This is a genomic window from Mesosutterella porci, from assembly GCF_022134585.1.
Taxonomy (GTDB): Bacteria; Pseudomonadota; Gammaproteobacteria; order Burkholderiales; family Burkholderiaceae_F; genus Mesosutterella; species Mesosutterella porci.
In genome coordinates this window covers 291198-317414 of sequence record NZ_JAKNCT010000001.1, presented here as the reverse complement: position 1 = coordinate 317414, position 26217 = coordinate 291198, and the positions used below count along the sequence as shown (strand labels likewise).

At 62.9% G+C, this 26217-nt stretch carries 19 protein-coding genes; 15 read left to right on the top strand and 4 right to left on the bottom strand.

What is annotated here, in order from left to right; all coding sequences use genetic code 11:
* Nucleotides 1–71: 71 nt before the first annotated feature.
* The 8 genes from MAF45_RS01425 (at nt 72) to MAF45_RS01390 (ending at nt 16543) form a co-directional block, all read left to right on the top strand.
* The gene (locus MAF45_RS01425; RefSeq protein WP_237977770.1) at nt 72–3773 is read left to right on the top strand and encodes an exodeoxyribonuclease V subunit gamma; all 3702 of its coding nucleotides are present in this window, start codon (nt 72–74) and stop codon (nt 3771–3773) included.
* A complete protein-coding gene (locus MAF45_RS01420) occupies nt 3770–7561 on the top strand; it encodes a UvrD-helicase domain-containing protein (RefSeq protein WP_237977769.1) in 3792 nt (1263 codons plus the stop codon). The genes MAF45_RS01425 and MAF45_RS01420 overlap by 4 nt, the downstream gene beginning before the upstream one ends.
* Nucleotides 7558–9414, top strand: coding sequence for an AAA family ATPase (locus MAF45_RS01415; RefSeq protein WP_237977768.1), 1857 nt, complete (start codon nt 7558–7560; stop codon nt 9412–9414). The genes MAF45_RS01420 and MAF45_RS01415 overlap by 4 nt, the downstream gene beginning before the upstream one ends.
* Nucleotides 9415–10283: 869 nt before the next feature.
* On the top strand, nt 10284–12074 hold the full coding sequence (locus tag MAF45_RS01410; RefSeq protein ID WP_237977767.1) for an FAD-dependent oxidoreductase: 1791 nt from the start codon (nt 10284–10286) through the stop codon (nt 12072–12074).
* Nucleotides 12075–13218: 1144 nt separating this feature from the next.
* Complete coding sequence (locus MAF45_RS01405; RefSeq protein WP_237977766.1) at nt 13219–13497, top strand: hypothetical protein; 279 nt, start codon at nt 13219–13221, stop codon at nt 13495–13497.
* A gap of 24 nt (nt 13498–13521) precedes the next feature.
* The gene (locus tag MAF45_RS01400) at nt 13522–13902 is read left to right on the top strand and encodes a metallophosphoesterase family protein (protein ID WP_237977765.1); all 381 of its coding nucleotides are present in this window, start codon (nt 13522–13524) and stop codon (nt 13900–13902) included.
* On the top strand, nt 13902–14216 hold the full coding sequence (locus MAF45_RS01395) for a hypothetical protein (protein WP_237977764.1): 315 nt from the start codon (nt 13902–13904) through the stop codon (nt 14214–14216). Before MAF45_RS01400 ends, MAF45_RS01395 begins: the two co-directional genes overlap by 1 nt.
* A gap of 188 nt (nt 14217–14404) precedes the next feature.
* Complete coding sequence (locus tag MAF45_RS01390) at nt 14405–16543, top strand: DNA/RNA helicase domain-containing protein (RefSeq protein WP_237977763.1); 2139 nt, start codon at nt 14405–14407, stop codon at nt 16541–16543.
* Between the two features lie 10 nt (nt 16544–16553).
* Here MAF45_RS01390 and MAF45_RS01385 read toward each other — a convergent pair whose 3' ends face one another.
* Nucleotides 16554–16799 carry a hypothetical protein gene (locus MAF45_RS01385; protein WP_237977762.1) on the bottom strand — a complete coding sequence of 82 codons (246 nt, stop codon included), beginning with the start codon at nt 16797–16799 and terminating at the stop codon, nt 16554–16556.
* Between MAF45_RS01385 and MAF45_RS01380 the strand changes: the two genes are divergently transcribed.
* The 3 genes from MAF45_RS01380 to MAF45_RS01370 all read left to right on the top strand — a co-directional run bounded on the left by MAF45_RS01380 (nt 16752) and on the right by MAF45_RS01370 (nt 19324).
* On the top strand, nt 16752–17621 hold the full coding sequence (locus tag MAF45_RS01380) for an FAD-binding protein (protein WP_237977761.1): 870 nt from the start codon (nt 16752–16754) through the stop codon (nt 17619–17621). The genes MAF45_RS01385 and MAF45_RS01380 overlap by 48 nt on opposite strands.
* Nucleotides 17622–17797: 176 nt before the next feature.
* Nucleotides 17798–18592 carry a class I SAM-dependent methyltransferase gene (locus MAF45_RS01375; RefSeq protein ID WP_237977760.1) on the top strand — a complete coding sequence of 265 codons (795 nt, stop codon included), beginning with the start codon at nt 17798–17800 and terminating at the stop codon, nt 18590–18592.
* 240 nt (nt 18593–18832) lie between these two features.
* Nucleotides 18833–19324, top strand: coding sequence for a GNAT family N-acetyltransferase (locus MAF45_RS01370; protein WP_237977759.1), 492 nt, complete (start codon nt 18833–18835; stop codon nt 19322–19324).
* 510 nt (nt 19325–19834) lie between these two features.
* Here MAF45_RS01370 and dcuC read toward each other — a convergent pair.
* On the bottom strand, nt 19835–21103 hold the full coding sequence (dcuC, locus tag MAF45_RS01365; RefSeq protein WP_237977758.1) for a C4-dicarboxylate transporter DcuC: 1269 nt from the start codon (nt 21101–21103) through the stop codon (nt 19835–19837).
* 524 nt (nt 21104–21627) lie between these two features.
* Here dcuC and MAF45_RS01360 point away from each other — a divergent pair.
* From MAF45_RS01360 to MAF45_RS01345, 4 genes are all read left to right on the top strand, one after another.
* Nucleotides 21628–22356, top strand: a complete 729-nt coding sequence (locus MAF45_RS01360) for an AzlC family ABC transporter permease (protein WP_237977757.1) — start codon at nt 21628–21630, stop codon at nt 22354–22356.
* Nucleotides 22356–22655 (top strand): AzlD family protein, encoded by a 300-nt coding sequence (locus MAF45_RS01355; RefSeq protein WP_237977808.1) that lies wholly within the window; start codon nt 22356–22358, stop codon nt 22653–22655. Before MAF45_RS01360 ends, MAF45_RS01355 begins: the two co-directional genes overlap by 1 nt.
* Before the next feature lie 379 nt (nt 22656–23034).
* Complete coding sequence (locus MAF45_RS01350) at nt 23035–23409, top strand: beta-eliminating lyase-related protein (RefSeq protein WP_237977756.1); 375 nt, start codon at nt 23035–23037, stop codon at nt 23407–23409.
* Nucleotides 23379–23795, top strand: a complete 417-nt coding sequence (locus MAF45_RS01345) for a PLP-dependent aminotransferase family protein (RefSeq protein ID WP_237977755.1) — start codon at nt 23379–23381, stop codon at nt 23793–23795. The genes MAF45_RS01350 and MAF45_RS01345 overlap by 31 nt, the downstream gene beginning before the upstream one ends.
* 42 nt (nt 23796–23837) lie before the next feature.
* On the opposite strand, the gene MAF45_RS01340 is transcribed toward MAF45_RS01345, so the two are convergent.
* Both MAF45_RS01340 and MAF45_RS01335 read right to left on the bottom strand, forming a co-directional pair.
* Nucleotides 23838–24776: a universal stress protein gene (locus MAF45_RS01340; protein WP_237977754.1), complete on the bottom strand. Its 939-nt coding sequence runs from the start codon at nt 24774–24776 to the stop codon at nt 23838–23840.
* Between the two features lie 121 nt (nt 24777–24897).
* Nucleotides 24898–25830 (bottom strand): universal stress protein, encoded by a 933-nt coding sequence (locus MAF45_RS01335; RefSeq protein ID WP_237977753.1) that lies wholly within the window; start codon nt 25828–25830, stop codon nt 24898–24900.
* Between the last annotated feature and the right edge of the window lie 387 nt (nt 25831–26217).

Sequence of the window (26217 nt, the reverse complement as noted above, 5' to 3'; positions counted from 1 at the left end):
TTCTCGCGCTAAGCCGGGGAAAGGGGCATCATTAAGCCCACAACCTTTTCTTTTCACTCGGGCGGCGGGCGATGGCGCAGGACAGCGGGTCTCAGTTCCATACTTTCTACAGCAACAGCTACGAGGCGCTGCGCGACCTGCTCGCGCGGCTCACGGACTCGCAGTGGCATCAGGGCCTGGAGGGCGCGGGGCCGTCGGCCCCCTCGCCGGGCTTTTTCCGCCGCATCCCGGTGATCGTGCCCTCTCGCGCGGTCGAAGCCGACCTCACGCACTATTTCGCAGACCGCTCGCGCCGCGGGGTCGCCTCCTTCGCCTCCTTCGAGCTGATCGGCGACTGGTTTTCGCCCGTGAGCGGGACCCCTCTCGGGCGCAGCTCCCGCGCGAACGAGCTTGAGTGGCTGATCTGGGAGCGGCTGCGCGACGAGGCATTCCTCGCCGAGCCTGAGTGCGCGGGGCTTCTCTCGTATCTCAGCCCCGGCGGAGCCGGCTCCCGCAGGCCCGACTCGGACCCCGCGCGCTATGAGCTCGCGCTCCGGATCGCGGCGGCCTTCACCAAGTACTCGACCTACCGCTTCGACTGGATCGAGCGCTGGAGCGGAAAAAGCGTCCGCCAGGCCCCGACCGAGCGAGCGAGGCGTGAGGAGGAGGGCTTTAAGGAGGCCGCCCCGGTGCTGGGCTGGCAGCAGTCGCTCTGGCGCTGGCTGGGCGGCGCTCCCGAAGAGGGCGGCGGGCCCCGCTGGAGAGGAATGGACGATCTCGCAAGGCTCGCGCGGATGATGGACGATCCCCTGTCCGCAGACCTTCCGGATCCGGGGCTGCCGCTGCACATCTTCGCGCCCACGGGGCTGCCGCCCCTGGTGCTGCCCTTCCTCTACGCAAAGAGCCTCCGGGACCCCGTCTATCTCTATCTCCTCAATCCGTCGACGGAATACTGGTTCGATCCCTCGGACTGGAGGGCCGCAAGGAGCGAGGAGGGGCAGGAAGACTCCGGCGTGGGGCAGAGCCTCGCTTCGCCGCACTGCTCCTGGCTCATGCGAAACGCGCTTCAGACCCGGGCGCTCGTCGACCGCGTCTGGCGGCTCACGACCGCCGAGGCGCCCGAAGAGGCGGGAGATGACTCCGAGGAGTCCCCGCCGCAGGAGCGCCTCGGCGCAAAGGAATTCCGCTGGGACCCGGCCAGGCCTCTCCAGGACCTCGTGGTTTCGGTCGAGGATCCGGAAACCAGGGTCTCGGTCGATCCGGCGGCGCTTGCGGGCCGCGGGGGATCGGCTCATCCCCTCCGAAGGACGCTCCTTGACGCGGTGCACGAGGCGGTGTTCAGAAACAACGAGGACTTTCTCACGGACGGGGCGCTCTCGCCTGCCGAGGCTGCGGCCTACAGGACGCCGGAAAAGGGGCTCCCTTCGGTGCGCATCGCCGCGGCTTCGTCCTTGAAGCGCGAGGTCGAGGCGCTTGCCGACTGGATTTACGCCCTTCGCGAGCGGGGCGTGAAAGCCTCCGAGATCCTCGTGGCCTCTCCCAACATCAGCGCGGCTGCGCCTGTGATCGACTCGGTCTTCTCGGCCCTGCCTCAGCGCATCGACTACGCGGTCTCGGGCCGCTCGGTGCTCGAGTCCTCGGGCGCGGCCGAGGCCTTCGGAGAGCTGTGCGACTTTCTCTTCGGCCGGGGCGCGGCCGACTCTTTCTACGCGCTCGTGTCGCTGCCGCTCGTCTCCCGGCTCTGGGGCTTCTCGGGCGAGGACCAGGATCTGCTTCGCTCCTGGCTGTCTCGGGCGGGCTACCGCTACGGCATTTCAGAAAGCCATGTCGGGCGGCTGCTCGAGGCCGGGCTTGCGGCCGACGAGGGCGAGGGCGCACGGGCCGAAGGCACTCTCGCGCGGGCTCTGGAGCGCCTTGCGCTGGGGTTTGCGGCCGACGCGGGGGAGGGCGGCGAAGGTTTTTGGGAGGACGTCCGCCCCGTCTCGGGCTCGGAGCTGTTCTGGCAGACGCCCGCGGCAAGGCCCGAGCTGTTCAAGAAGCTGATGCTTCTCTCCGAAGCGCTCGACCGGGCGCAGGAGCGGATTTTCGAAACCGAGTCGCAGGGCGGGTCGCCGGAGCTCTGGGAGGAGGCGCTCCTTCAGATCGAAGAGGAGCTGTTCCCGGAAAAGGGGGGCTGGTGGAGCTCGCCTGACACCGAGGAGCTCAAGCGCGAGATCTCGGGTATCTGCCGCACGGCCTCGAGGGCGCTTTCCGGGGCCGGCGAGGACGCCGCCTCCGTGCCCTTTGCGGTGCTACGCCGCGCCTTCACGAGCCGCATGGAGAGCGCCTCGCGCGCGGCCCGGCCTGACGGGCGGGTCGTCTTCACTTCGATGGAGGAGATGCGCGGCATCCCGTTTCGCGCGATCGCGGCGCTGGGGCTCGACTCCGACTCGGGGTTCCCCGGCACGCCGAAACTGGACGAGTTCGACCTCATGGGCTTTGACAAGCTCAAGCGCCGGGGCGACCGCGACAGCCGCCGCGACAACAGGAACGTGTTTTTCGATCTCGTGATGGCCGCAAGGGACTATTTCGCGGTCTTTTATAAAGAGGGCGAGAACCGGGAAAAGCGCCTGCCTCCCTCCGAAGTGGTGACGGACTTCGACTTGTTCCTTGAAAAGCTCAACGCTGGGCGGGAAGGCGAGCGGCCCTTCTGGAGGTTCTCGGTCCCCCAGACGGCCTACTCGGAGCGCTGCTTCACCCGCCGGGCGCTCGAGCGCTGCGAGGCGGGGTCGCTCTCCGAAGCGTTCAAGGCTCTGAAGGCGAGGAGAGACGGCGCCGCTCCCGCCCCAGAACCCTTTGCCGACCGGCCGACGCCGCTTGCGGGAAAGGAGTTCGAGCGCCGGGTGCTTCCGCTTGCCACCCTCTGCGGCTACCTCTACAACCCGGAGAGCGAGGCCTGTCGGCTTGCGGGTTTTGATGCGGGAGGAGCCAGAAGCGATCCGAAGCCGGAGCTGGATTTCAAAGACCAGGGCCTCCTTTACTGGGCTTTCAAGCGCGATGCGCGCGCATCGCTTGAAAAGGGCGTGAGCCGGGAGCGGTTTCTGAGGGTTCGGAAACTTGACCCCCTCTTCGGGGCGAAGCCTGTGCGCGGCTGGCAGGTCGAGGAAAGGGCGGCTTCGGTCTTTCATTTCCTCGATGCTGCGCAAAAATGCGTGGAGGGACGCGAGGCGCGGATCACGCCGCCCCTCTCGCTCACGCTTCCCGCTGGCGCCGGAGGGCTCCGCTGCAGCTGGACGCTCACCGCCGGGGGCCAGAAGCTCTACCGCGGAGAATCGGGCGGGGAAGAGGCGGTTTGTGCTGTCCTGAGCAAAAGGGAGGAGCTTGACGCGGAGATTCGCGCCCTTTTTCTCAACGCTCAGGACAATCCCGTGCCGCTTACGCTGATCTCGATGGCGCGGGAAAAGGGGAGCGGCAAATCCAAAAAGAAGGAGGCCCCCGACGCCCCGGAAGCCAGGCGGCTTTTCGTCTCCGGAGAGGAGGCCCGGGTGGTGCTTGCCGCCCTCACGGCCCTGTTTGAGGCTGCGGTCACCGAGGGGCGAGTGCTTAAATCCAAGTATTCCGACACGCCGTTTTTCAGGACGGAGGCGGCAGAGGGCAGAGTCCTCTGCGATGAGGCCGAACAGCTCAGGAATGAGCTTGAAAAATTTTTGAGAGGGGCCCAGAGAGCCGAGGTGGTGCTGTCCCTCGCGCAGAACTTGCTGGAGACTCTTCGGGGCGGCGGAGCCGGCGCGGTTCAGGGAGGGGCGGGAAAATGACGCAGGACAGCAGGGAGTTCGACTGCCTGAGGAGCAGGCTCGAGCGCGTGAACTTCATCGAGGCCTCGGCCGGGACCGGAAAAACCTACACGCTGCAGAGGCTCGTGCTGAGGCTTCTCGTGGAAAAGGCGATGCCGCTCGAGCAGATCCTCATTGTCACCTTCACCCGGGCCGCGACCGCGGAACTCAAGGAGCGGCTGCGCGCGATTCTGACCGAAGCACTGGCCGTGCTCGAGCCCGACGGGAGCGGGGGCTTCAAGCCTTCGGAGGGCACGCTCGGGGATTCCTCGGCCCGCGGGCTTCTGCAGCTCTACGAAAAATGGCGCGGCGAGGAGAAAATCGATTTCAAAGCGGCCCGCGGCCGGATCACGGCCGCGCTTGAGAACTTCGACGAGGCCTCCGTCTACACGATCCACAGCTTCTGCCAGAAGATGCTCCTGTCGTTTGCCTTTTCCGGAGGTACGGCCTTCGAGACGACCCTGGATGAAGATCCTTCGATCATGAACCGTGTGGTCGAGGACTTCAAGCGGGGGCGGCTCGCGGGCGAGGCCCTCAGGGACTCCCCCGAGGACCAGCAGAAGCTCATCGGGTTCAACGGCCGGCAGCTGCTCGATCAGCTGAGGCAGCATCCGGGCAGCACGAAAAACCTCTCCTTCCCGGACTGGAGCCCGGGTCTCGAAGGGACGCTGTCCGAGTTTGCGGACCAGGTCCCGGGACTCGTCCGGGAGGCGAAGCGGCGCGAGGGGGTCATGTCCTTCGACGACATCCTGCAGGACATGCTGCAGTCGGCGCAGACGAGCAAGGCCTTCCGGGACTCGGTGAGGCGGCAGTTCCGGGCGGTCCTGGTCGATGAATTCCAGGACACCGACGAGCTTCAGTACTCTATTTTCAAAACCATCTTCCTCGACCCGGAGGACAATGACGAGACGGCCGTTTTCGTGGGCGACCCGAAGCAGTCGATCTACCGCTTCCGCGGGGCCCAGATCGAGGTCTACCTCAGGGCGCGCGACGAGGCCGCGAGATCGGGCTTCGCCCCCTGGAGCCTCGGGACGAACTACCGCAGCACGCCCCCCGCGGTCGACGCCGTGAACGTCCTTTTCTCGACCCCGGACGGGGCTTCCCGCTTTTCCAAAGGGATCAGCTTTCCTCTTGTGAAGAGCAGCGCCTCGAGGCTCCCGCTTTTCCGGAAAAATCCTGAAAGCGGGAAGCTCGAGCCCGTGCGAGCCTTCGAGCTCTGGACCGGCCGCTGGGAGGCGCCCTCGGACTGGAAGGAGGGGGACGGGGTGGAGAGGCTCATCAAGGCCGACACGGCGCGCGAGTATGAAGCGCGCCTCATCGCCTCCGACATCTCCTCCCTCCTGTCCTCCGAAACCTACGTGGGCGCGAGGCTTTCCGATCCGGGAGTGAGCCTTGAAGAGGCGCGCCTGAAGCCTGGCGACATCGCGGTCCTCGTGCGCAACCACGACAACTCGGCCGCACTCGAGCGGGAGCTCGCCGCGCGGGGCATCGGGACCCTGCACATGACCCGGGACGACGTCTTCCTCACCCCCGAGGCGCGGGACGTCCTTGCCGTGATGAGGGCCGTGAGCGACCCGGTCGACCGGGCGGTTGTCAACGCCGCCCGGGCCACCCCGATCTGCGGCAGGAAGCTCTCGGAGCTGATCGAGTCCGAGCCGGAGGCAGGCGAGGAAAAAACGGAAAAAGAAAAGAAGGTGGAGGACCTCTACCTTGAGGACCTGAAGCTTTTCCGGGAAGCCTCGGCGCGCTGCGAGCGCTACGGGTTCGCCTCGGCGTTCTCCTTCCTCTTCGAAAAGTTTGGAACGGTGGGACGGGCGCTTTCTTCGCCCGGGGGCGATCGCAGCCTCACGAACTGGGGCCAGGTGGTCGAACTCCTGCACGCGCAGTACGAACGCGTGAAAAGCATGTCCTCCCTCGTGCAGGAGTTCGAGCGGACTCTGGACGGCCTCGCTTCGAAGGGGTCGAGTTCTTATGCTTCGAAACCAGATTCGCCCGTTGAGCGCCAGCTGCGGGTGGAGAGCGACGCCTCGCTCGTCCGGATCGAGACTGTCTTTGGATCGAAGGGGCTCGAGTACCCGGTCGTCTACCTGGCGGGCGCTTTTTCCTACTGTCAGGGGAATAAGCAGGATCCGCTGCTGCTGCCCGCCGCCGAAGGCGGCTGGGAATACCTGCAAAGTCCCCGCAAGGGAGACCGGGCGGAAGAGACGATCCGAGGGATCCGCGAAGAGCTTGTGCGGATCGCCTACGTCGGAGCGACCCGCGGATCGGCCCGCGTGGTCCTGCCGCTGCCCGTGGTTTACAAGAGGGTAAAGGAAGGCATTTACCACTTCGTCAGCACCAGGTCCGTCTGGATCGACCTGCTCAAGGCGGGTCCGCGGCCGGAGGCTAAGAATCCCGAGGCCCGGAAGAAGACGGGGAAAGGACGGTCCAGCGCATCGAAGGAGGATGGATTACTGGCCGCTGAAATGACCCAGGGCCTCTCGGACTTTGAGGCTCGCCTGAAAAGCGAGTCCTCCTTCGCGCACGACCCCGGAGTGCGCTCCGGGATGGCAGCGGCGCTGAGGAAAGGAAAGACCGGGGACGGGCCGCGCTCTGCGATCGTTGAAGAGGCGGCGGAGAGCCTCGAGCGCTGTCCCGAGGGAGAGCCGCTCGCCGCTGTGCTCTATCCGAAGGATCCGCTTCTGGAGCCGGCCGGGAGAGCCGTTTCCATCTGTGCGAAGCCTTCCTCCTCGGAAGACGCCCTTGCCGGAGCCCAGGCTGCGGGACCGCTGATCCGTCCCTGGAGGAGCTCGAGCTACTCGAGCATTGCTCGGGGCTTTGAGCTCTCGCTTCCGGGCATTCCCGACGAGCGTGAGCCGGATGAAGCCTACGCGGAGGAGGCGGAGGGCGAAGAGCAGGCGGCGCCGGATCTCTTCCAGAACCCGGCCTTCCTCGCGGGCGGCAAGGACACGGGCGACGCCGTCCACAACCTGTTCGAAGAGAGCATCCGCTCGGACCTGCACAGAAGCGAGGGATTCCTCGAGAGTGGGAGCGGCTTTAAACGAGTGTTCGACGCGGCGAAGGGCTCCTCGCTTCTCGCCCGCAAGGTCCGGCATGAAGCGGGAGAGGAGCCCGACCCGAAGAAAGACCGCGAGGACGCGGTCTCGTGGGTCTCGGACCGGATCCGGGGCGTCTTCTCAACGCCCCTTTGGAGCGGAGACGATGCTTTCCGGATCGCCGACGCGCCGGAAGGCTGTGCGGTTCCGGAGCTCCCCTTCGCGCTCACGGTGGGCGAGGGCGTCACGGCCGAGGGCTTCGCGCGAAAGATCCTGGAGCTCAACCGGAAGGCGCCGGCTGAAAAGAGGCTGCCGCTTGCGGACCTGGAGCCCTCGGCCGCAAGGACGGTTCTTCGCGGCTATCTTGAGGGCCGGATCGACCTCTTGGCGCAGGACGCCTCGGGGCTCTTCTGGCTTGTCGACTGGAAGACGGACCAGCCGGGCGACCGCAGCGCGCGCTCTTACTGCGCCTCTGCGATGATGGACGTGATGCTTGAGGCGAAGTACGGCTGGCAGGCGCTTTTCTATCTCACGGCGCTACAGCGGATGATCTCGGAAGCCTGGGGGATCGGGCCCGAAGAAGCGGTGGGCAGGATCGGCGGCATGGCCTATGTGTTCATCAGAGGGTTCTCGGCCGCCGCTCCCGCCGCGGAGCCGGCCGCGGTGGTGCTCAGGCCCGACCCCCGCATCATCCTTGAATCGGGCAGGCTGCTGGGCGGGGAGAAAGCGAAATGACTGAGGCGGTGAAAACTGAAGAAACAGCGGAGGAGCGCTTCGAGCGCGAGGCGTGGCGGGCTCTGGGGCGCGCGCTGCTGCGGCCCCTGGAGCGCAGGAAAAATCCCGTCCCTCAAGGCCTTCCCGCAGCGCTTGAAGCCCTGATGGACGGGTTCGCGGCGATGGAGGCCGACCCGCAGAGAAAGGGGGGCGTGTGCCTGCCGGTCTCGGAGCTTCCGGGCGATCCGGACAGTCGGGCCGCAGAGATCGGACTTTTGGTCGGCTCGGGCCTCGCTCGGCCGATGGAAGCAAAGCCCGCGGAAGAGGGGCTCATCCCGCCCTTTGTCTGGGATGAAAAGGGCGGAAGGCTCTACCTTGAAAGGCGCTTTTCCGAGGAGGAGAGACTGGCCTCCGCGGTTGCCGCCTTCGCCTGCGAGGCAAAGACCCCAGTCACGGACGCGATGCGCCGGGCGATCGAGGCTTTCCGAGAAAGCGATCGGTCGAGCGGCCGCACCGACCCGGACCACGATCGGGCGCTCGAGCAGGCGCTCGGGAGCCGCCTCACGGTCATCACGGGTGGCCCCGGCACGGGCAAGACCACGGTGGTGGTGCGAATCATCGCCTGCCTCCTCGCTGAGAACCCGGACCTTGTCATTGCAGGCTCCGCCCCCACGGGGAAGGCCTCCTCGAACCTCGAGGGCTCGATTCTGGGGGCTCTGCCGGGAATGGAAAGCGGGGGTGCGGAGCTCGCCCGGCTCGCAACCCTCGTGCGCTCTTCGGGCATCCGCTGCCAGACCCTGCAGCGGTGGCTTTCCGAGCAGCGCCGGATCGAGGCCGACGTGCTCGTGGTCGACGAGTGCTCGATGATGGACCTCGACCTCGCCTCAAGGCTCTTTGACGCGCTCGACCCCGCACGCACGCGGGTGCTGCTCCTGGGCGACAAGGACCAGCTCGCGGCCGTGGGCCCGGGCTCCGTCTTTTCCGATCTCTCGGACAAGGCGGGGCCGCTCGGGCCCTGGATCTGCGAGTTCACGAAGAACCACCGCTTCAGCGGCGGCTCCAGGCTTTACCGCCTTGCGAGGGCGGTCACTCCCAAGTCGGGCGAGGTCGACGAAAAGGCGGTCTTCGACGTCCTCGAAGCTCCGAACCAGGAGGGCGACAACGCGATTGACTGGGAGAAGACGTCCGGCCGGGGCTCGGGCGGCGTTTCGCGAGAGCTTCAGGCGTGGCTCAGGGACGCCTACGGCTTTCTCCTGCAGCAGGGAAGGAAGGGGGCGCAGTTCCCTCAGGCCAGGGACGCCGAGGCCGTTGACAGGCTCTGGGCCCAGGTCGACAGCGTGCGGGTGCTCTCTTCTGTCCATGCGGGGGACAACGGCACGGACGCCGTGAACGCCTTCATGGAAAGGATCGTCCGGGCGGCCTCGGGCGCGGAACCCGAGGCGATCCATTATCCGGGCAGGCTCATCATCGTAACGAAAAACAGCCGCGCGCTCGGGCTCTCAAACGGCGACACTGCGGTGGAGCTTCCGAGCGGAGAGAAGGGCCTCATCGCCTGGTTCGGGGCGCTGCGACTGGCGCTTCCCGTGGCGCTCCTTCCACAGCACGAAAGCGCCTTCGCGATCACGATTCACAAGAGCCAGGGCTCGGCCTACCACAACCTCGCGGTCTGCCTCCCCGAAGGGGGAGGCGAAAAAATCGGCTCGCGCGAGCTCCTTTATACAGCGGTGACGAGACTGGCCGACCGGGGGGCTGACAAGGGAAGGCTCACGCTCTTTGCGAGCCGGGGCGCGGTCGCGGCCGCGGTCGGAAGGCGTGTGATGCGCTCAGGCGGGCTGTCGGACCGGCTGCGTTCAGCCTTGGGTTCGGCTGAGTGAGGACTTTTAATGGCGCAGGATTCGCCTTTCGGCTCAGCCCCGGCCCGGCTGTAGCGCTCTCAACGCGGTCTTCCAGGAACCGCCCTGCCCGCAAGTTCCGAGTCCGCCGTCTGGCTTTTGGGGGTCATTAACCCCGGTTCGACATGATCGGTCCTGCGAGAATCATCCAAGATGACGTATGTAAGCCGGCTCCTTGAGTGACTCATTTCCCGCGTTTTCTGCTCAATCGGGAAGAGCCTTGAGACGTCCGCTGGGGCGGGCGACTGATCGTGCAGGTTCAAGCGGGGCATTCATTTTGAACGCTGATGCATCTGATGCAGGTCTTCTGAAAAGCCTCAGGTTTCGTTTTCCAAACCGGAGTCCTGACAGAGTTGTGAGAGTCTCTGACCGGATTCAGGAGCACAAGCTGCATGCAGATACACCTGGATAGACCTAACGCAGCCTTCCGGACTTCCCAAAATCATCGTTGAATATATTTATCTTTTTGGCAATTAGATCGTTACGAAAATTTTTACGCCGGGGAGCTCCTGCCTTCCGCTTTTAACCGGGGCTTCGATTTTGACGCGAAGCTGATCAGCTGCAACATCTTTTTCTATTTTGATGACTGATGAGACAGGTGGTTCGGGGCTGCGCCAGCGGAGAAGAAAACCGCGTCGGTCATTGCATGTCGGGGGGAGGAGAACAATGTTTTTCCATCACCAGAGATAAGTTCGGCTCCGCTCATTCCATCCGCTCCGGTGATGAGAAGTTAAGGATCGTCTGGCTACGTAAATAAAGGAAAAGCAATTGGCGGAAATCAGAACTCATTTTTTAGGATGGTGCCCGTAGAGTTGTGTAAGCCGAAGAGCAACTTTAAAGGAGAGGTTGACATGCTAAAACTTAATCGAATACTGCCCGCTGTTTTGCTTGCTGCGGCTGGAACCGCGCTTGCCTATAACCCGGGCACATATCGGGCGGAGTATCCCGGGCAGAACGGAATGGTTCCTGTAACGGTGACATTCTCCAAAAACAAAATAGAAAAAATCGAGATTGGAGAAAACAAAGAGACAATCGGCATCGGACAGACTGCTGTGAAGAAGCTTCCGGGACGGATCCGCCAGTATCAGTCGTTGGGCGTTGACCGGGTGTCGGGCGCCACGGTTTCAAGCGTTGCGATCCTGCAGGCCGTCGCGAACTGCGTAGAGCAGGCGGGCGGCGATGTCAGTTCGATGCTCAAGCCCGTCCGGGCCAGGCAGGTTCATACTCGGAAGACGCTGTCGTCAGACCTTGTCGTGATCGGGGGCGGTGCTGCGGGCATGATTGCCGCCATTAATGCCTCCCAGCAGGGCCTGAAAGTCATCCTGCTGGAAAAACAGGAATTTCTGGGCGGAGCCTCTAGCATCTGCGGAGGTGTGGTCGATACCGAAGGATCTGCCGCCCAGAGGGCGCTGGGAGAGAAAACAGATACTCCGACCAAGTTTGCCTTTGACCTTATGGCAAACGGTCAGCAGAAGAATGATCTGCCGGGCCTCACTTTTTACGCTGAGAATCTGGGCAAGAGCATTGACTGGGTGGTGAGTCAGGGTGTGCAGCTCGACATGAAGAAGGGTTTTGCTTTCAGGGCTGAGCACAAGACGCCTCGGGTCATTCCGCTTTTGGGCGGCTGTCCGAGATACGCCCAGACCCTGCGCGAGATCCTTGGAAAGTCCAGGACCAGGGTCATGCTTTCCACAAGGGCGACGGATCTGATCACCAGGAATGGGGCGGTGACAGGGGTGAAGGCCAAATCCTCCGACGGGGCCGCATATACCATTCACTCGAAGGCGGTACTCCTGGCGACGGGGGGGTATGGCTATAACAAGGAGATGTTGCAGGGCGACCTGAAGAGCGCTCTCTATTACGGCCCGGTTTCATCTACCGGCGACGGCCACAAAATGGCTGAAAAAGTCGGCGCTGCCATGCAGCTGATGGAATATGGAAAGATCTATCCGCAGGGAATCGAAAGCTCTCCTGGTATTGCCAAGTCCACCCTTCAGGGCAACAACGCTGCCTATGACAACAGCGGCATCCTGGTCGACCTGAAGGGCAGGAGGGTCGTCAATGAGAAAGGGACAGGGCATGCAATTCTGTCCGTGCTTCTGAAGCAGCCGAAGCACACGCTTTTCCTCGTGATGGACCAGCCGAGCTTTGAGGCATTTCGGTCCGTGAGCGCGAACAACGGCATCTCCCAGACCGAGATCGACCAGTGGCTGAAAAACAACGGCAGCCAGGCTCCGATATTCATTCGAGGAGAGACGCTGAAGGAAGCAGCGGACAGGGCCGGTATTGACTCCAAGTCCCTCTCGGAGACGGTCTCCAGGTACAACGCCTTTGTGAAGAACGGAAAGGATGAGGATTTTCAGCGTTCGGCGCGCTTCATGAAAAAGACGGTGTCTGAAAAGGGTCCCTACTACATTGTGGAGCAGAAACCCCGGTTTGCAACGACAATGGGCGGCGTTGTTCTTGACACCTCGCTGCATGTCCTCGACAAGTCCGGCAAGCCCATTCCGCATCTGTATGCAGCCGGCGAAGTGGGCAACAGCGTCCACGGCACTGATTCCGCTCCCGGCGCCAACGTCGGCTGGGGCATCACTTCGGGCAAGTCCGTGAGTGACGTAATCGTGAAGGAAATCAGGCGCTGAGCGTCAGCCAGACATTCTCCGCCTGAATCCATCCCCAGCCTGAGCCTCTTTCGTGGTTTGATCCCGCGAAAAGGAAAAGGCCGGGGATTTTTTGTTTTCTCGAGAATCTAGAAGTTGGCAGCCTGAAGTAGAGGAGAGGGGAACCTGCGAATCTTGGTTTTGAGTAGGGACGCAGATCCGGGGAAAAAAGTGCCGGCCCCAGCGCGGGCGTAAGGACGCCGCAGAGAAAGCGCAGCCGGACTTGCTCAGCCCTTTTCTTTGCCTTGGGTTTTTGAAAATCAGCCCAATTCAATAAACGAATTCTTCGTAAGGAAATTCGATGCGATGGATTCATTTTCTATGGCCCGTTTGCCGCCTCAGGGCTCCCAGAGGTTTTTAAGGCGCGGTCCGGTCAGCAGGGAGGGGATGAACATGACCGGCCCGTCGGTGCCGGCAGTGACACCGGAAGAATGTCTCGCCTTCGGCGGGAGCGGGATCCTCTGTCCCGGGTCCGGGAATTGCGCCGCGGTCAGGAGCGGGGAGGCTCTGACTCAGGAAAGCGTCAGGAAATCAGGAACTTCACGGCAGAATCGCGGAAGGTCTCGGAAACGCCGGTTCTGCTAGAGTAAATCTGAAATAAAAACAGTAAACAAATATTAAATAAATCAATTATTTATTAAATTAAATTAAATTAAAGCTTATAATTAAAAGAAATCCCTTCGATTTTTCCACAGGTCCTCTGGACAACTCGGGTCTTTTTTGAAAATCCTGTTTCGGATTCAGGCTCTTGCCGGACTGCCTATTTTTTGAGCAATTTAAGGAAGGCATACCATAAAAAGAGGGTGTTTTCTTTTAAAACGAATATATTTTTTATAATATAAATAAGATTTGTAGCCCTTTTTAAAAAGGAACTGCGGGAGAATTCAATGTCTGTTGAATTCCCGCAGTTTTTTATTTTCTGCCTTCCGCTTCACGAAATGCCGCGGCCCTCTTCTCCGCGGCCGCTGAAGGCGGATCGGCTGCCCCTGGATGGCTGCGCCGACCCCTCTAACCCTTAAGACCTTCAGATTAAATGCGCTGCGGGCAGGCGGCAAAAAAGAAAGCGGGACCGCAGCCCGGAACTGAGGGCTTTTTCTGAATGGGGTTTTCTGGCCGGAACGCTAAAATGGGCGCCCGGGGAGCGGCCTGCCGTCGCCCGCGGAATCTCCGCGCGACCGCCAACGAGTACCGGATCGGGGAGAGCGGCCGCTGGCATGGATTTCGGACCGCGTCGGACTCGATCGTGCGGGCCCTCGTCTTCACCGACACCCAGTCGAAGGACCTCTTCAAAACTTGGAAGAGGATCTACCGCGCAGCCCTGAAGCAGCAGCCCGGGGCCGACTTTTCGACCGTCCTCGGGGATCTAGTCGACATGGGGTCGAAGCTCGGCTACTGGGAGGACTGATTCGCGGCGGTTCGGCCCGACGCGATGAGTCAGCCGATCGCCCCCGTGATGGGCAATCACGAGTGCTATCGGATGCGGCCCGGCGAGCGGCAATTCAGCCGGACCTTCCCCGCGCCCTACCTTGAGTTCTTCACAGTCCCCGGCAACGGCGTTCCGGGGCTCGAGCGCTGGTTCTACACGTTCGATTCCGGCCCCGTGCGCTTCGTGGTTCTCAACACCCAGTGGCTTGACGCGAAGGATTTCCAGCCGGGGCTCCTGGCTTCGATGAAGTCCTGGTTCCTCGAAAAGGGCAAGAAGACCGACCGCCCCTGGACCGTGGTCCTCATGCACAAGGACATCATGCACTACCCGAGCGCGAAGAAGCCCAGCATCAAGGTGGCTTCTCGAAGACCGGACGCGCATTGATGCCGCTTTTCGAGGACTACGGGGTGGACCTGGTCCTCGCCGGCCACCTGCACACCTACCGCCGTCGCGGGCACATTCGGAATTTCCGCCGCGCGGCCTCCGGCCCTTACTACTTCGTCTGCGGCGTGGCCGGGAACCTTCCCCACGACATCGCGACTGCGCACAAGCTTGACATTGTCCGGGGGACGCGCCCCGAGTTCGGCAACTACCTCTTCCTTGAGGCGGACAGCGGAAGGCTCTCGGTGAAGTGCTTCCTGCCCGACGGCCGCGAGTTCGACCGCGCGGAGCTTGTGAAAAAGGGTGGAGCGGCCTGAAGGCGCCCGGGGCAGATCCTGCGGGTGCTTTCGCTCGGGAGAGGGCCCCGGCCCCAGGGGAGGGCGGGGATTTGAAGCAAGCGCCTGGCCGTGGGTGAAAAGCGGCTTTCCGCGGGCTATGATTAAAACTTGTTTTCCTTTTTTCTTTTTTCGAAAAACAGCGCCCCTTGGGAGGCGTAAAGCCCGGCATGCCCGTTGTCTACCACAATTCGCTTGGCCGATTCCGCGCCGACATGCGGGATCCGCACCTCATCCCGCTCATGCTCGCGGACATCTTCCATTCAGGCGCGTCGCTCTCGCCCGAGGAGGCTTTGCGCACCCGCACCAGCGAGTTCCGCTCCTGGTCCAACTCCCTGGGCTATGTCGAGAAGGCCCTCGCCATGGGCGGGCTGCCGGACGACTGCGGGGTGTTGCTCGAGTACCGGCTGCCGCGCACGAGCCGCCGGGTGGACGTGATCGTGACCGGGCACGACGAGAAGGGCGGGGCGAACTTCGTCATCATCGAGCTCAAGCAGTGGAGCAGTGCAAGCCCTCTGCCCGAGGACCCGGGGCTCGTGGAGACGAAGCTGGGAGGCCAGAACCGCGTGCTCACGCACCCGAGCTACCAGGCCTACTCCTACGAACAGTTCCTTCGCTCGATGCTCGCCCCGGTCTACGAAGGGAAGATCAGCCCGAGCGCCTGCGCGTATCTGCACAACGACTACACGGACAAGGCGAGCCTTTCCGCGCCGCCCAATGACGTCTACGTGTCGGAGGCCCCGCTTTTTGACGCGCGGGACCAGTCGCACCTTGCGGACTATCTGAAGCGGGCCGTCGGCGCCGGCAGCGGTCGGGAGATCTCCTGGGAGCTCCTCAACGGGCGCCTCTCGCCCTCTCCGCGCTTGATTGAGGAGGTCGGGCGTCTCTTTTTAAAGACAAAGCGCACGGGCTTCGTCCTGATCGAGGACCAGTACGTGGCCTACCGGCGGATCCTCACGCAGGCAAAGCTCACGGTCGAGCGCGACTGCGAGGCTTTCGAGAAACCCGAGGGGCAGCGGCGCTTTGCCCGGAAGGCGATCATCGTGGAAGGGGGCCCGGGAACGGGCAAGTCCGTGGTGGCGCTCACCGTGTTCGCGGAACTGCTGCGAAGTCTCTCGATCGACCGCTTCGCCCGCAACATCCGCTTCGTCTCGCCCACCGCCTCGTACCGCAACGCGCTGCTCGCGATCTTAAAGGGTGTGAAGCCTTCCGAACGGCTCGAGAGCCTCAGGCGGGCGAACGACGTGAACTGTTTCTTCCGCGGGGCGACCACCTTCTTCAAGCCCGAGTCGCACAGCGACTTTGGCCCCCGGTTCGACCCCGCGCTCATCGCCCCGGAGTATTCGGTGCTGGTGGTCGATGAGGCCCACAGGCTCAACACCCGGACCAACATGTACCGCGGCAGCTCCATGGTGCAGGATGTGATCCGCGGGTCCGCCGTCTGCGTGTTCTTCCTCGACGAGGAGCAGAGCCTGCGGCCGGTCGACGAGGGCAGCGTCAAACGCATCCGCGAGGTGGCGGGGCAGTACGGGGCCGAGGTCGTGGGACCGCTCAGGCTTGAGGCGCAGTTCCGCTGCCAGGGCTCCGAGGGGTTCCTCAACTGGCTCTCGGACGCGCTTCAGATGCCGCACCGGGGCGGGGCCTCCGCAAACGAAGAGGGGTGGGACAGGAACGCTTTTGATTTCGACGTTCTCGACGATCCGCGGGAGCTCGTGCGCTGGGTCAAGGGCATCAACGCGAAGCTGCCCGCCGGGCACGGCCTCCAGAAAGGCGGCGTACTCGAGGGCGCGAGGCTTCTCGCGGGCTACGCCTGGGACTGGTCTCCTGAGGACGTGAACCCGGACGCCCAGGCGAATGACGTGGAGGTCCGCGACCATGAGGGGCGGGTGGCGGTGTCGCTGCCCTGGAACAGCCGGAAAAGTTCCACCGAGTGGGCCATTCTCGACAGCACCCGCGGCCAAGTGGGCTGCGTGCACACCTGCCAGGGGCTCGAATTCGAATACGTCGGGGTCCTGATCGGGCGTGACCTTCGCTACGACCCGGTGAAAAAGAAAGTCTTCGCGGACTACGACTCCTTCAGGGACTCGGCGGGGAAGAAGGGGCTTTTTGGAAGCAGCCCCGGCCTGACGGCTGCGGAGAAGCACCGCCTGAGAAGCGGCCTCGTCCTCAAGTACGTGAGGCGCTGCTACCGGGTGCTGCTTTCGCGCGGGATCCGCGGGGCCCGGGTCTACTGTGAGGACAAGCCGCTCTCCGACTACCTGAAGGCGAAGCTCGCCCTCGCTCGGGACTTTTCAAAGTCCCGCAGCTGAGCTCGTCTCCTTAAAGCGGACGGCCGCTTTGCCGGATCGTCCGGCGAAGCAGCGCGAGGCAGGGAAAGCCCGCCGCCGTGACGGCCAGGGCGAGTGCGGTTCCCGCGCGGCCGCCGGGCCCCGCCGCACCGAAAGCTCCCGCGATGGCGGGGCCGAGCAGCCCTGCAGCGGAAAAGCCGCAGAAGACGATGCCGTAGTTCACCCCGGCGTGCGCAGGCCCGAAGCGGTCGACGACGAGCCCCAGGTAGACGGCCATGAAGCTGCCGAGCGACGCCCCGATGAGGGCCCCGGAAAGCAGGAACCGGGCGCCGTCGCCCGCCCGGCCTCGGGCGGCAGTCCGATCGCGATTCGCGCCCGCTCGATTGTGATCGCGACAGGGGGATTCCTCAACAACAAAGCGATGATGAAGCGCTGCAAGCGCTTCTGGTCCGGGATCCAGACGGGCTTTTCCGCCGTGGGCGACGGCGTGCCGCCGGATCACACGGGCGACGGCATCGTGATGGGCCGCAGGGCAGGGGCTGCGATCGAGGACATGGAGTCGATGCCCAAGCTCTACGCGGGCCCCCAGAAGGGCACGTCAGGAGTTTCCTGGATTATGTTCGACGTGGACACTGCCTTCCTCGTCACGAAGGCCGGGCGGCGCATCACCAACGAGCACGAGTCGCGCTATTTGGGCTGCGCGCTGAAGCTTCTGTCGATGCACAACGAGGTGGGCTACGCGATCTTTGACGAGAAGACCTTCCGCGGGCCCAACCGCGACCGCTGGCAGTTCGATAAGGCGCTTGCGGGGCACGGGCTTTTTAAGGCGGACAAAGACACCGAGTTCGGCCGCACCGATCCGCTGTTTCGCGCGATGACTCCTCCGTACTACATCACGGCGGCGAACTGGCCGCTTGCTGACAAGACCGAAGGCGGGCTTGAAGTGAACCCCGACTTCCAGGTCCTGCGCGCCTCGGACGACGCTCCGATTCCCGGGCTCTATGCGGCGGGCTCCACCTGCGGGTCCATCTCCACGAGGCTCTGCGACGTCATCGCCTCGGGGCTTATTGTGGGCAGGACCGCCTCCGCCGCCCGGTAAGTCCGGAAAAAGGCCTTTCGTTCCGGCAGCCCCGACCCCGCTGCCTGCGTCTCACTCTCTCCTTGAGGCGGGGCCGGGGCGGGCCTGGCCGGGGGCTTTCCCCGCTTTCCGAGGCCGCGGGACCGTTTCGCCCGGCCGAGGGATAATAAAGGGTTCATTTTCGACCGGAGCAAGCGATGAAGCCCGACTATAAAAACTGGATCCCTCGGCGCCTTCTTTACGCGACCGGCTTTGCGACCGCGGTCTCGCTTTTCGGGGTGGCCACGGCACTCGCAAGCCTCGCGCCCGGGGCACTCCGGACCTTCTCCCTGTTCTTTTTCGGCATCGCCCTGGTGATTCTCGCAGGGGCCTGCGCGGTGATGCTCAGGCTCACCCGCGCCTTCGACCTGAATGATTCAGGCTCTTATGCGCGCCGCATCATCGACGACATCGCCGCCCGAGCGAAGCTCGCCGAGGGAGGCAAGGGGCTCGACCTCGGGACCGGAACCGGCGCTCTGGCGATCGAGGTTGCCCGGCGCCATCCGCGCTCGAGCATGGTGGGAATCGACACCTGGCCGCGAGTATTTTCCGGCGGCAGCGGCAGCCTCGCGCTTTGCGAGTCCAACGCGCGGGCCGAGAACGTCCCCAACGTGACTTTCGAGAAGGCCGATGCCTCGAAACTGCCTTATCCCGACGAGTCCTTCGATCTCGTCGTGAGCAACTACCTCTACAGCAGCTCCTCCATCCTCAACAAGGGAAAGATGATCGACGAGGCGATGCGGGTGCTCAAAAAAGGCGGACATTTCGTGCTCCACGACTACTTCGGCCGCAAGGAGAAGTTCGGAGACATGAGCGCCTACGTTGAAAAGCTGAAGAAGGCGGGTTTTGAGAAGGTCGAGCTCCTTGACACGACCGACGGCCTCTTCATCACGAAAAAGGAATCCTGGAAGCTCAATCTCTCGGGCTCCGAACTTCTGATCGGCCGCAAGTAGGGCGGCCGGGACGCCGCGGAGAGAAGAAGTCCTGAGGAGCCGGAATTCCTGCGGGCGTGATCGGCAGGCCGCTTGCGGCAACTTCGGATTAGGCTTACCGTTCAGACTGTAACGGTGCTTTCCGCACGGTTTCCTATGCGCGGGGCCTAGCCTTTGGAAGGAAACAGGAGGCGGCAGCTGCCGGACGGGATTCAGCAAATGCCCGCTTTTTTGTCCAGCCACAGCTTTCTTCTGCAAAAAATGAATATCAGACGCGCGGTGCAGGCCGACCTGCCGAAATTGCTTGAAATCTACAACTACGAAGTGATCAACGGGGTGGCGACCTTTGACACTGAACCGTTCACACTCGCACAGCGCCAGCCCTGGTTCGATGCCCACAATGTCGCGAATCATCCGTTGATCGTGGCAGAAGTCAACGGTGTTCCGGCGGGTTACGCGACGCTGTCTTCCTTCAACAGCAAGGCCGCCTACGACTCGACGGTGGAACTCTCCATCTATGTGGATCAGGCCTGTCGCGGCAAACACGTAGGCCGGGAGCTGATGAGCGCGATTCTCGACCTTGCTAGGGAAGACTCGCGCACCCACCGTGTGGTCTCCATCATCACGGGGACGAACGAAGCCTCGATCGCGCTGCATAAAAAATTCGGCTTCAGGTACGCGGGCACCATCACCGAGGCGGGCTTCAAGAAGGGCCGTTACCTGGATGTCGGCTACTGGGAGCTTGCAGTCTGAAAGACTGAAGCTCGGGGGAAAGGGCGGATAGAGAGAAAACCGGGCGGTCAGGAGCCGCCCTCGGAACGATGCGCACTCCCTTCCCCTGCAGAAAGCCCCTTTCGGGACTGAGCCCTGGCGGCATCGGAACAGGCGGGAGCCGGCGTTTTCAAGGGAAGCGTCCGCGCCGGTGCCTCGCGTTATTTATTTGCCTGATTTCCCATATCCCTCTTTATTTCAGAGCGCTGGCTGTATTGATAGACATTGGTCCGCTCATTTTCATTTTCGGCAGTGCCGTGATATGAGCTCAGACGATGATGGACTCGGTTTTTCTTCAATTTTTTTATAACTGTAGCGTTTGGCTTAAAGATGAATTTTCAATACAGGACCTTTACGAATTAAAGTCATCTAGATTTTAGCTTGCAACCTATATAAAACTAAAAAATGTTCTTTTTGAGATCAAGTAAAGCCGGCCCGATTCATTCACCGGGCCGGCTTTGCCGAAGGTAAGGCGATTTCGCGCAGAGCGTTTTAGACCATGAGCAGCGCGCAGGCGATCACCGCGATCACGCAGGGGATGCAGGTGCGCTTCACGACCTCAAGCGGGTTCACCATCGCGATGCCGGAGACGAGGATCGTGACGCCCGCGATCGGGGACATCGTGCGCCCGAGGGCTCCCGACAGGAAGGCGAGGCCGCCCAGGCTCTCGATCGTCATGCCGAAATCCTTCGCGTGCGGAGTGACGGTTTCATTGAAAGCCAGCGTGGCCGCGTCGCCAGAGCCGGAGAGCACGCCCATGATCCAGGGGCCGAGCGAGCCGCCCCAGCGGGCAAATTCATTGGATTCCTTGAGTGCGGCGATGCCCGCGTCAATGAGACCCGAAGTGCGAAGGCCCGCGGCAAAGACGCCCGCGGCGATGATAATGCCCAGCACGTCGGCGTAGCCTTTGCCCATACCCTTGAAGAATTCCCGGGAGAACTGCTGGGGATCGGCGCGGGCGACAAGCAGGGCGCAGATCGCGCCGATCAGCATGGCTTGTGCGACGCCGGTCTTGATGGCGGGCACCCAGACGTTGCCGACTACGAGGATCGCGATCGGGACGATCATCACCAGGGCTCCGAGCGGGTTGGGCTTGAAGCCGTCGTTGCTCATGAGCTTGCTCTGGTCGACCTGGGCGTTTTCATCACCCTTGCCGTCGCCCAGGATGAAGCAGACGAGTGCCGTGCCCACGATGAGGATTACGCCGCACATGATGGAGTACCACATGTGCGTGCCGATGAAGTCCATCACGCCGATGCCGGCCATTTTGGCTACAAAGGGGTTATGCGAGGTGCCAGGCGACAGGTACGAGCCGATCGTGCCGGCGAGCACTGCGGCGGCAGCTGCCGCGGGCTTGATCCTCGCGCGCAGCATGACGGGAATCAGCGTGGAGCCCACGGCCGCAGCGCAGCCTGCCGCCGAAGGAATGGCGATATTCACGAGGAACGTGATCAGGGTGCAGATCGGAATCAGGAAAATCCCAAGTCCCCTGATGGGGGAGGACAGGTAGTACACCAGGGAGCGGTCGCACTTGGTGTAGCTTGCCACGAAGGCAAAGCCCATCGATCCGCAGATTGCCATGATGAGCGAGTTGTTCGTCATCGATTTGGCAAAGGCGTTGAGCGCTGCCATGGGCTGCAGGCTCACGCAGCACAGCAGGAAGCCTGCAGCTATCAGCACGAGCCGTGTTTCCCAGCGTTTAATCAGACCGTAGATCGTTGCAAGGATGGCGACTACGGCGACCCAGCACAGAATGTTCATGACATCTCCTCGGAAAGGCGGTTTTTCCGGCAGATCTAATCCATCCTTCGTTCCTCAAAGGACATCCCGGATATCTGCGGATCTGTCGGAGAAGCAGCGGTGGTTGGAATTACGTCACACTAAGCTATATTACTTATGTTTAGCCGATTTTGGAATGGTTTTCCCTCGGGTTCATTCTTTCCAGGGCATGGAGCCGGCCGCATTAGGAAATCCCAGCCCTTCGGTCAGGCTGCGGGCCGTCCGAGGCTTGGTCTGGGTCTACTGACTGCTGGTTATGGGGGCTGGTGAGCCGTCCGTCCTGAGAAAATCGGCCAAACCTGTTTAGAATGAATGGGCGCCTCCACGCGGGCCCGGTCCTCATAGAGGCGTTCTTGCTTCAGACTCTTTAAAAGGCGGGCGGAGAGGAAAAAAGAATAAGATTGCAGGCGGTGGCTTCCCTCAAGAGCCCCTGCCCAGCCGGCCTGAAAGCGGACCGGACGGGTACAGGGGCCGCAGATTCCCCGCCTTGCCTGGAGGAATGTTTCTTGTCAGCTGAGCCGAACTCGGCCGCCGCTGAATTTCTGCGGGGATTCCGGACGGTCACGCCGATTATGATCGGCATGATTCCGATTGGCCTCATCATGGGCGCGACCTGCGCTTTCGTCGGGCTCTCGCCTCTTGCCGCGGGACTGATGGGCGGGTTTAACTTTGCCGGGGGCTCGGAATTTGCGGCGCTCTCGCTTTGGGCCGCTGTGCCTCCGGCTGCGGCGATCGTGCTCACGACCTGGCTGGTGAATTCCCGTCACATCGTGATGAGCGCTGCGCTCACTCCCTGGCTTGAAAAGCAGCCCCGGGCAGTGGCCTTTGCGGCGTTTTTCTTCATGTGCGACGAGTGCTGGTCGCTGTCGATGCGCGACTGCTATGAAAGAAAGAAGGCGGGACTGTCCGCTGCCGAGGCCTTTTCCCCGGCCTTTTACCTAGGGGTGGGCGGCACGCTCTGGTTCTGCTGGTGGACGTCGGCTGCCGTGGGATGCACCTTGGGCGGCATGATCGGAGACCTGCGCAGCTGGGGATTTCAGGCGGCTTTCCCCGCGCTTTTCATCACGCTTTCGGCGATGATGTGGCCGGGGCGGCGCCGGGGCATGCCCGTGGTGGTCAGCGGCCTTGCCGCAGCGCTCTCATCTCTTGTGGTTTCCACGCCTCTGGCCGTCATGCTAGGCATCATCGCGGGCCTGGCCGCGGCCTGGATCTTCATCCGCGGAGGTCTTAAGTGATGGAACTGACCCTGCCTCAGCTACTCACGATTCTCGGAATGGCGGCGGCGACCTACTCCACCCGAATCATCGCCTACCTGCTGCTGCGCGGGCGGGATTTCTCTCCGGACGTGAAGAAGCTTTTTGAGCTGGTGCCCTGCTGCGTCATGGTTTCCGTGGTCGCCCCGAGTTTCATGACGACCTCGATTCCGGACCTGGGAGGCCTGGCTGCGGCGCTTCTGGTCGCGGCGAGAAAGAATCTCCTGATGTCGGTGGCCTCGGCCGTTGGCGTGGACGCCCTGCTGACGCATCTCCTTTAGGGCTGGGCCGCGCGCTCCGGGCCTTCGGCCGCAGGCAAAGCCGATACAATTGGCCGAATCGGGCGGAGATCCGTTTCCGCCGGAGCTGACAGGAAGAAGGGGACAAGATGATTCGCTTCAATAACGACTGCTGCTGCGGAGTCCATCCCGCCGTGCTCAAAGCGCTCGAAGTGACGAACGCTTAGCGCGATCCGGGCTACGGCGCGGATGACTGGTGCGCCAGGGCGGCCGGCGCTGTTCGGGAATTGGCCGGCGCGCCCTCTGCCAAGGTGCACTTTTTCCCCGGTGCGACCCAGGCGAATGACGTGATTGCCTCGGCCGGTCTTTCCTCCACGGAGAGTGTGCTCGCGGCCGACACGGGGCATATTTCCTGCCATCAATGCGCATCGGCCGAGTGCACGGACACAAGGTGGAAATCCTGCCAGGCCGGGACGGAAAGCTGTCCGTGCAGGACGTGCTTGCCTGTGCGCAGCGCTGTCGCGACAGCGGCGGGGCCGAATACCTGACCCGGCCCGCGCTTGTCTGCATCTTTTTCCCGACCGAGAGCGGGACGCTCTGCAGCCTTGAAGAACTCGAGGCCCTTTCGGCGGTTTGCCGGCGTTTCGGCATGATGCTGTTCGCGGACGGAGCAAGAATGAGCTATGGGCTCATGGCCGACGGGTGCGACGTCACGCTGAAGGATTTCGGGCGTCTTGCCGACGCGTTCTACCTGGGCGGCACCAAGTGCGGGGCGATGTTCGGGGAGGCGCCGTGATCACGAACCCGAGACTCGCACACCGCTTCAGAGCCCGCATGAAGCAAAGCGGCGCTGTGCTGGCCAAAGGGTGGCTGCTCGGGCTGCAGTTCTGGGCACTGCTGGAGAAGGGCCTTTATTTCTCTGTCGCGCGAAGGGTCGACGAGCTTGCGCTGCGGATTCGCGGAGCCTTCGAGGCCCGCGGAATCGAATTGGCCGGTTCGAGCCCCACCAACCAACAGTTTGTCCTGCTGGGGGAGGTGCAGAAAAAGCGGTTGGTCGAAAAATACATCTTCGAGGATTTTGGGACGCGGCTCGACGGGCGAAGCCTCGTGCGCTTCTGCATGTCATGGAGCACGACGGAAGAAGAGGTCGAAAAGCTGCTCGAGGACATCCGAAGGCTCTGAGCCGGGGGCGGGCGCGACGCGAACGCCCCCGGCAGGGTGCCTTCAGGACTTGACGACAAGCACCGGGATGCGGCCCTCGGCGAGAACGCGGGTCGTGATCGAGCCCGTGGTCGCGGCCTCCCCGTTGTCAAGGCCCCTTGAGCCCATCACAAGGAGGTCGAGCCCCATCTGCTCGGCGTAGCGCGCGAGGATCGGCCCCACGTCGCCCGAAAGCGTCACCTCCTCGAGCGGCAGACCCGTAGGCTCGAGCACCGGCAGCACCGTGGCGAAGGCCCTGTCGCTTTCCTCTTTTTCAAAGGCGACGCGTTTTGCGTTGAACTGCTCGAAGAAGTCTCCGCCTTTTTCCGGCACGGTCTCCACCGCCTTGAAATAGTCCGGGTTCACGAGGTTGTAGTAGAAGACGTCGTCGGCGTCGTCGGATACGTGGATGAGGCTGATCTTGGTCTGGGCGCCGAGCCGGTCGGCACTGCGGGCGAGGAACCGGGCCGCCTGAGCGCCGTACTCGGAGCCGTCCACGGCGAGCCCTACCTTGAGGTCGCGCCCCTTGGGAAGGTAGGGACTGCGGATGAGAAGCAGCGGGCACTTCGCCCCGGCGATGACGCCGGTGGTGACCGAGCCCATCACGAGCCGGTCGAAGCTGGTCTTGCCCTTAGTGCCCATCACGATGAGATCGGGTCCGAAGGAATCGGCCTCCTGGAGGATCGTTTCGATCACGGGGCCCGTCGCGTATTTCTCGTGCACCGGCACGCGCAGGCTGTCAAAGGCGCGGCGCACGCCCGCGAAGGCGCGGGCCGCTCCGGCGCGGCAGAAGTTCTGGTAGGACTCCGTGTCCCACAAATCGCTCAAAAGGCCCGAGCTTAGGCGCTGGACGTTGAAGACCTCGATTTCAGGCGTGGTGCTCAGGAAGGGCGCGCAGGCCTTGAGAAAGGAGGCCGCGTAGGCGCTGTAGAGACTGCCGTCGACTGGTAGCAGGATTTTCATGGTTTGCACTCCTTGCGGGAAGCGGCCTGGGGGCGGGGCCCCTGAGCCCGCCGCTGCGGCTTTTTTCCCGCTTTTTCGGTTGTCCTTGTCATATACAGAGAGGGGAGGGCTCCCTCCTTTTTCAGCCCTTGACCACCAGAACCGGGATCGTGCTCTCCGCGAGCACGCGGCTCGTGACCGAGCCCAGCGTCACGGAGGCGGTGTTGTCGAGGCCGCGCGTGCCCATCACGAGCAGATGCAGCCCTTCAGTGCGGGCGCAGCGGCTGATCGCGGGCGCGACTTCGCCCGTGAGCGGGATTTCGCGCACGAGCAGGCTGCTTCCCTCAAACACCGGGCGGACGGACTCGAAGGCCTTTTCGGCGTCCATTCTCTCCAGGGCGATGCGCTCCTTGTTCACCTTGTCGAAATAGGCCTCGGCGCCGAAGCGCTCGCCCGGTGTCTCGGGCAACGGGTTGTCGAGGTCGCAGTAGAAGAACTCCTCACCCAGGTTCGAGACGTGGATGAGCAGCAGCTCGGGGCTGCGGCCGAAGAAAACCGCGTGCTTCGCGACGAACTTCGCAGCGGCGAGGCTGTGGGAGGAGCCGTCCACAGGCAGCCCCACCTTGAGCGCATCGGGAATCGCGCCTGGTTCGGAGCGGATGAGCAGGATCGGGCAGGAGCTGCGGGCGATGACACCCGTGGTGACCGACCCGAGCGCGATGCGGTCGAAGTTGGTCTTGCCCTTGGTGCCCATCACGACGAGGTCGGGCTTGTAGGTCTCGATCTCCTTTGCGATCAGCTCGACGGCCGGACCCTTGGCGTACTTCTCGGAGATCTTCACGCCGCTGGACTCGAGCGTCCGGCGCACGGCAGAGAAGGCCTTGGCAGCGCCCGTGCGGCAGAACATTTCGTAGGACTTTGTGTTCCAGAGGTCGGAGACGAGCCCGGAGCTCAGCTTCTGGACATTGAAGACTTCGACTTCGGGTTTTTCGGCGAGAGGCGAAGTGCGGGAAGCGATGAAATCCGCGGCATAGGAACTGTAGAGGCTGCCGTCGACCGGAAGCAGGATTCTCATGATGCACCCCCTTAATCTTGAAGAGGGCTCTCAGCCTCGTGGTCCGCGACAGGGCGGCGGGCCGGAGCCCGGATGGAATTTATTGCCTGGTTATTATTTTAACGTTTATTTGTTGTTTATTCTATAGCTTTTTGTGAATGGTCAATCCCAGCCTGAAAAAAGTGCCGGCAGCCTGCTGCCAGAATGTACGTGGTCCGGACAGGGCGGGAGTGCGGGGGCTTTCTATGATGAAGCTTCCTCCTGGCGCGAAAGGGGTCGCAGCAATGTGAGTTCAAGCCCGATCCCCTGAAGAGCCGCACCTGCCGCTCACTTCGAATAAAGCCTTGGGCTGGCCCTCCCCCCTTTTTTTGGCGGCCGGACTGAACGGCGGCTCTGGCTCCAGGTATC

Coding starts and splice junctions, on each gene's coding strand:
- MAF45_RS01425 (WP_237977770.1), top strand. CDS start 72: ATGGCGCAGGACAGCGGGTCTCAGTTCCATACTTTCTACAGCAACAGC.
- MAF45_RS01420 (WP_237977769.1), top strand. CDS start 3,770: ATGACGCAGGACAGCAGGGAGTTCGACTGCCTGAGGAGCAGGCTCGAG.
- MAF45_RS01415 (WP_237977768.1), top strand. CDS start 7,558: ATGACTGAGGCGGTGAAAACTGAAGAAACAGCGGAGGAGCGCTTCGAG.
- MAF45_RS01410 (WP_237977767.1), top strand. CDS start 10,284: ATGCTAAAACTTAATCGAATACTGCCCGCTGTTTTGCTTGCTGCGGCT.
- MAF45_RS01405 (WP_237977766.1), top strand. CDS start 13,219: ATGGGCGCCCGGGGAGCGGCCTGCCGTCGCCCGCGGAATCTCCGCGCG.
- MAF45_RS01400 (WP_237977765.1), top strand. CDS start 13,522: ATGAGTCAGCCGATCGCCCCCGTGATGGGCAATCACGAGTGCTATCGG.
- MAF45_RS01395 (WP_237977764.1), top strand. CDS start 13,902: ATGCCGCTTTTCGAGGACTACGGGGTGGACCTGGTCCTCGCCGGCCAC.
- MAF45_RS01390 (WP_237977763.1), top strand. CDS start 14,405: ATGCCCGTTGTCTACCACAATTCGCTTGGCCGATTCCGCGCCGACATG.
- MAF45_RS01385 (WP_237977762.1), bottom strand. CDS start 16,799: ATGGCCGTCTACCTGGGGCTCGTCGTCGACCGCTTCGGGCCTGCGCAC.
- MAF45_RS01375 (WP_237977760.1), top strand. CDS start 17,798: ATGAAGCCCGACTATAAAAACTGGATCCCTCGGCGCCTTCTTTACGCG.
- MAF45_RS01370 (WP_237977759.1), top strand. CDS start 18,833: ATGAATATCAGACGCGCGGTGCAGGCCGACCTGCCGAAATTGCTTGAA.
- dcuC (WP_237977758.1), bottom strand. CDS start 21,103: ATGAACATTCTGTGCTGGGTCGCCGTAGTCGCCATCCTTGCAACGATC.
- MAF45_RS01355 (WP_237977808.1), top strand. CDS start 22,356: ATGGAACTGACCCTGCCTCAGCTACTCACGATTCTCGGAATGGCGGCG.
- MAF45_RS01350 (WP_237977756.1), top strand. CDS start 23,035: ATGCGCATCGGCCGAGTGCACGGACACAAGGTGGAAATCCTGCCAGGC.
- MAF45_RS01340 (WP_237977754.1), bottom strand. CDS start 24,776: ATGAAAATCCTGCTACCAGTCGACGGCAGTCTCTACAGCGCCTACGCG.
- MAF45_RS01335 (WP_237977753.1), bottom strand. CDS start 25,830: ATGAGAATCCTGCTTCCGGTCGACGGCAGCCTCTACAGTTCCTATGCC.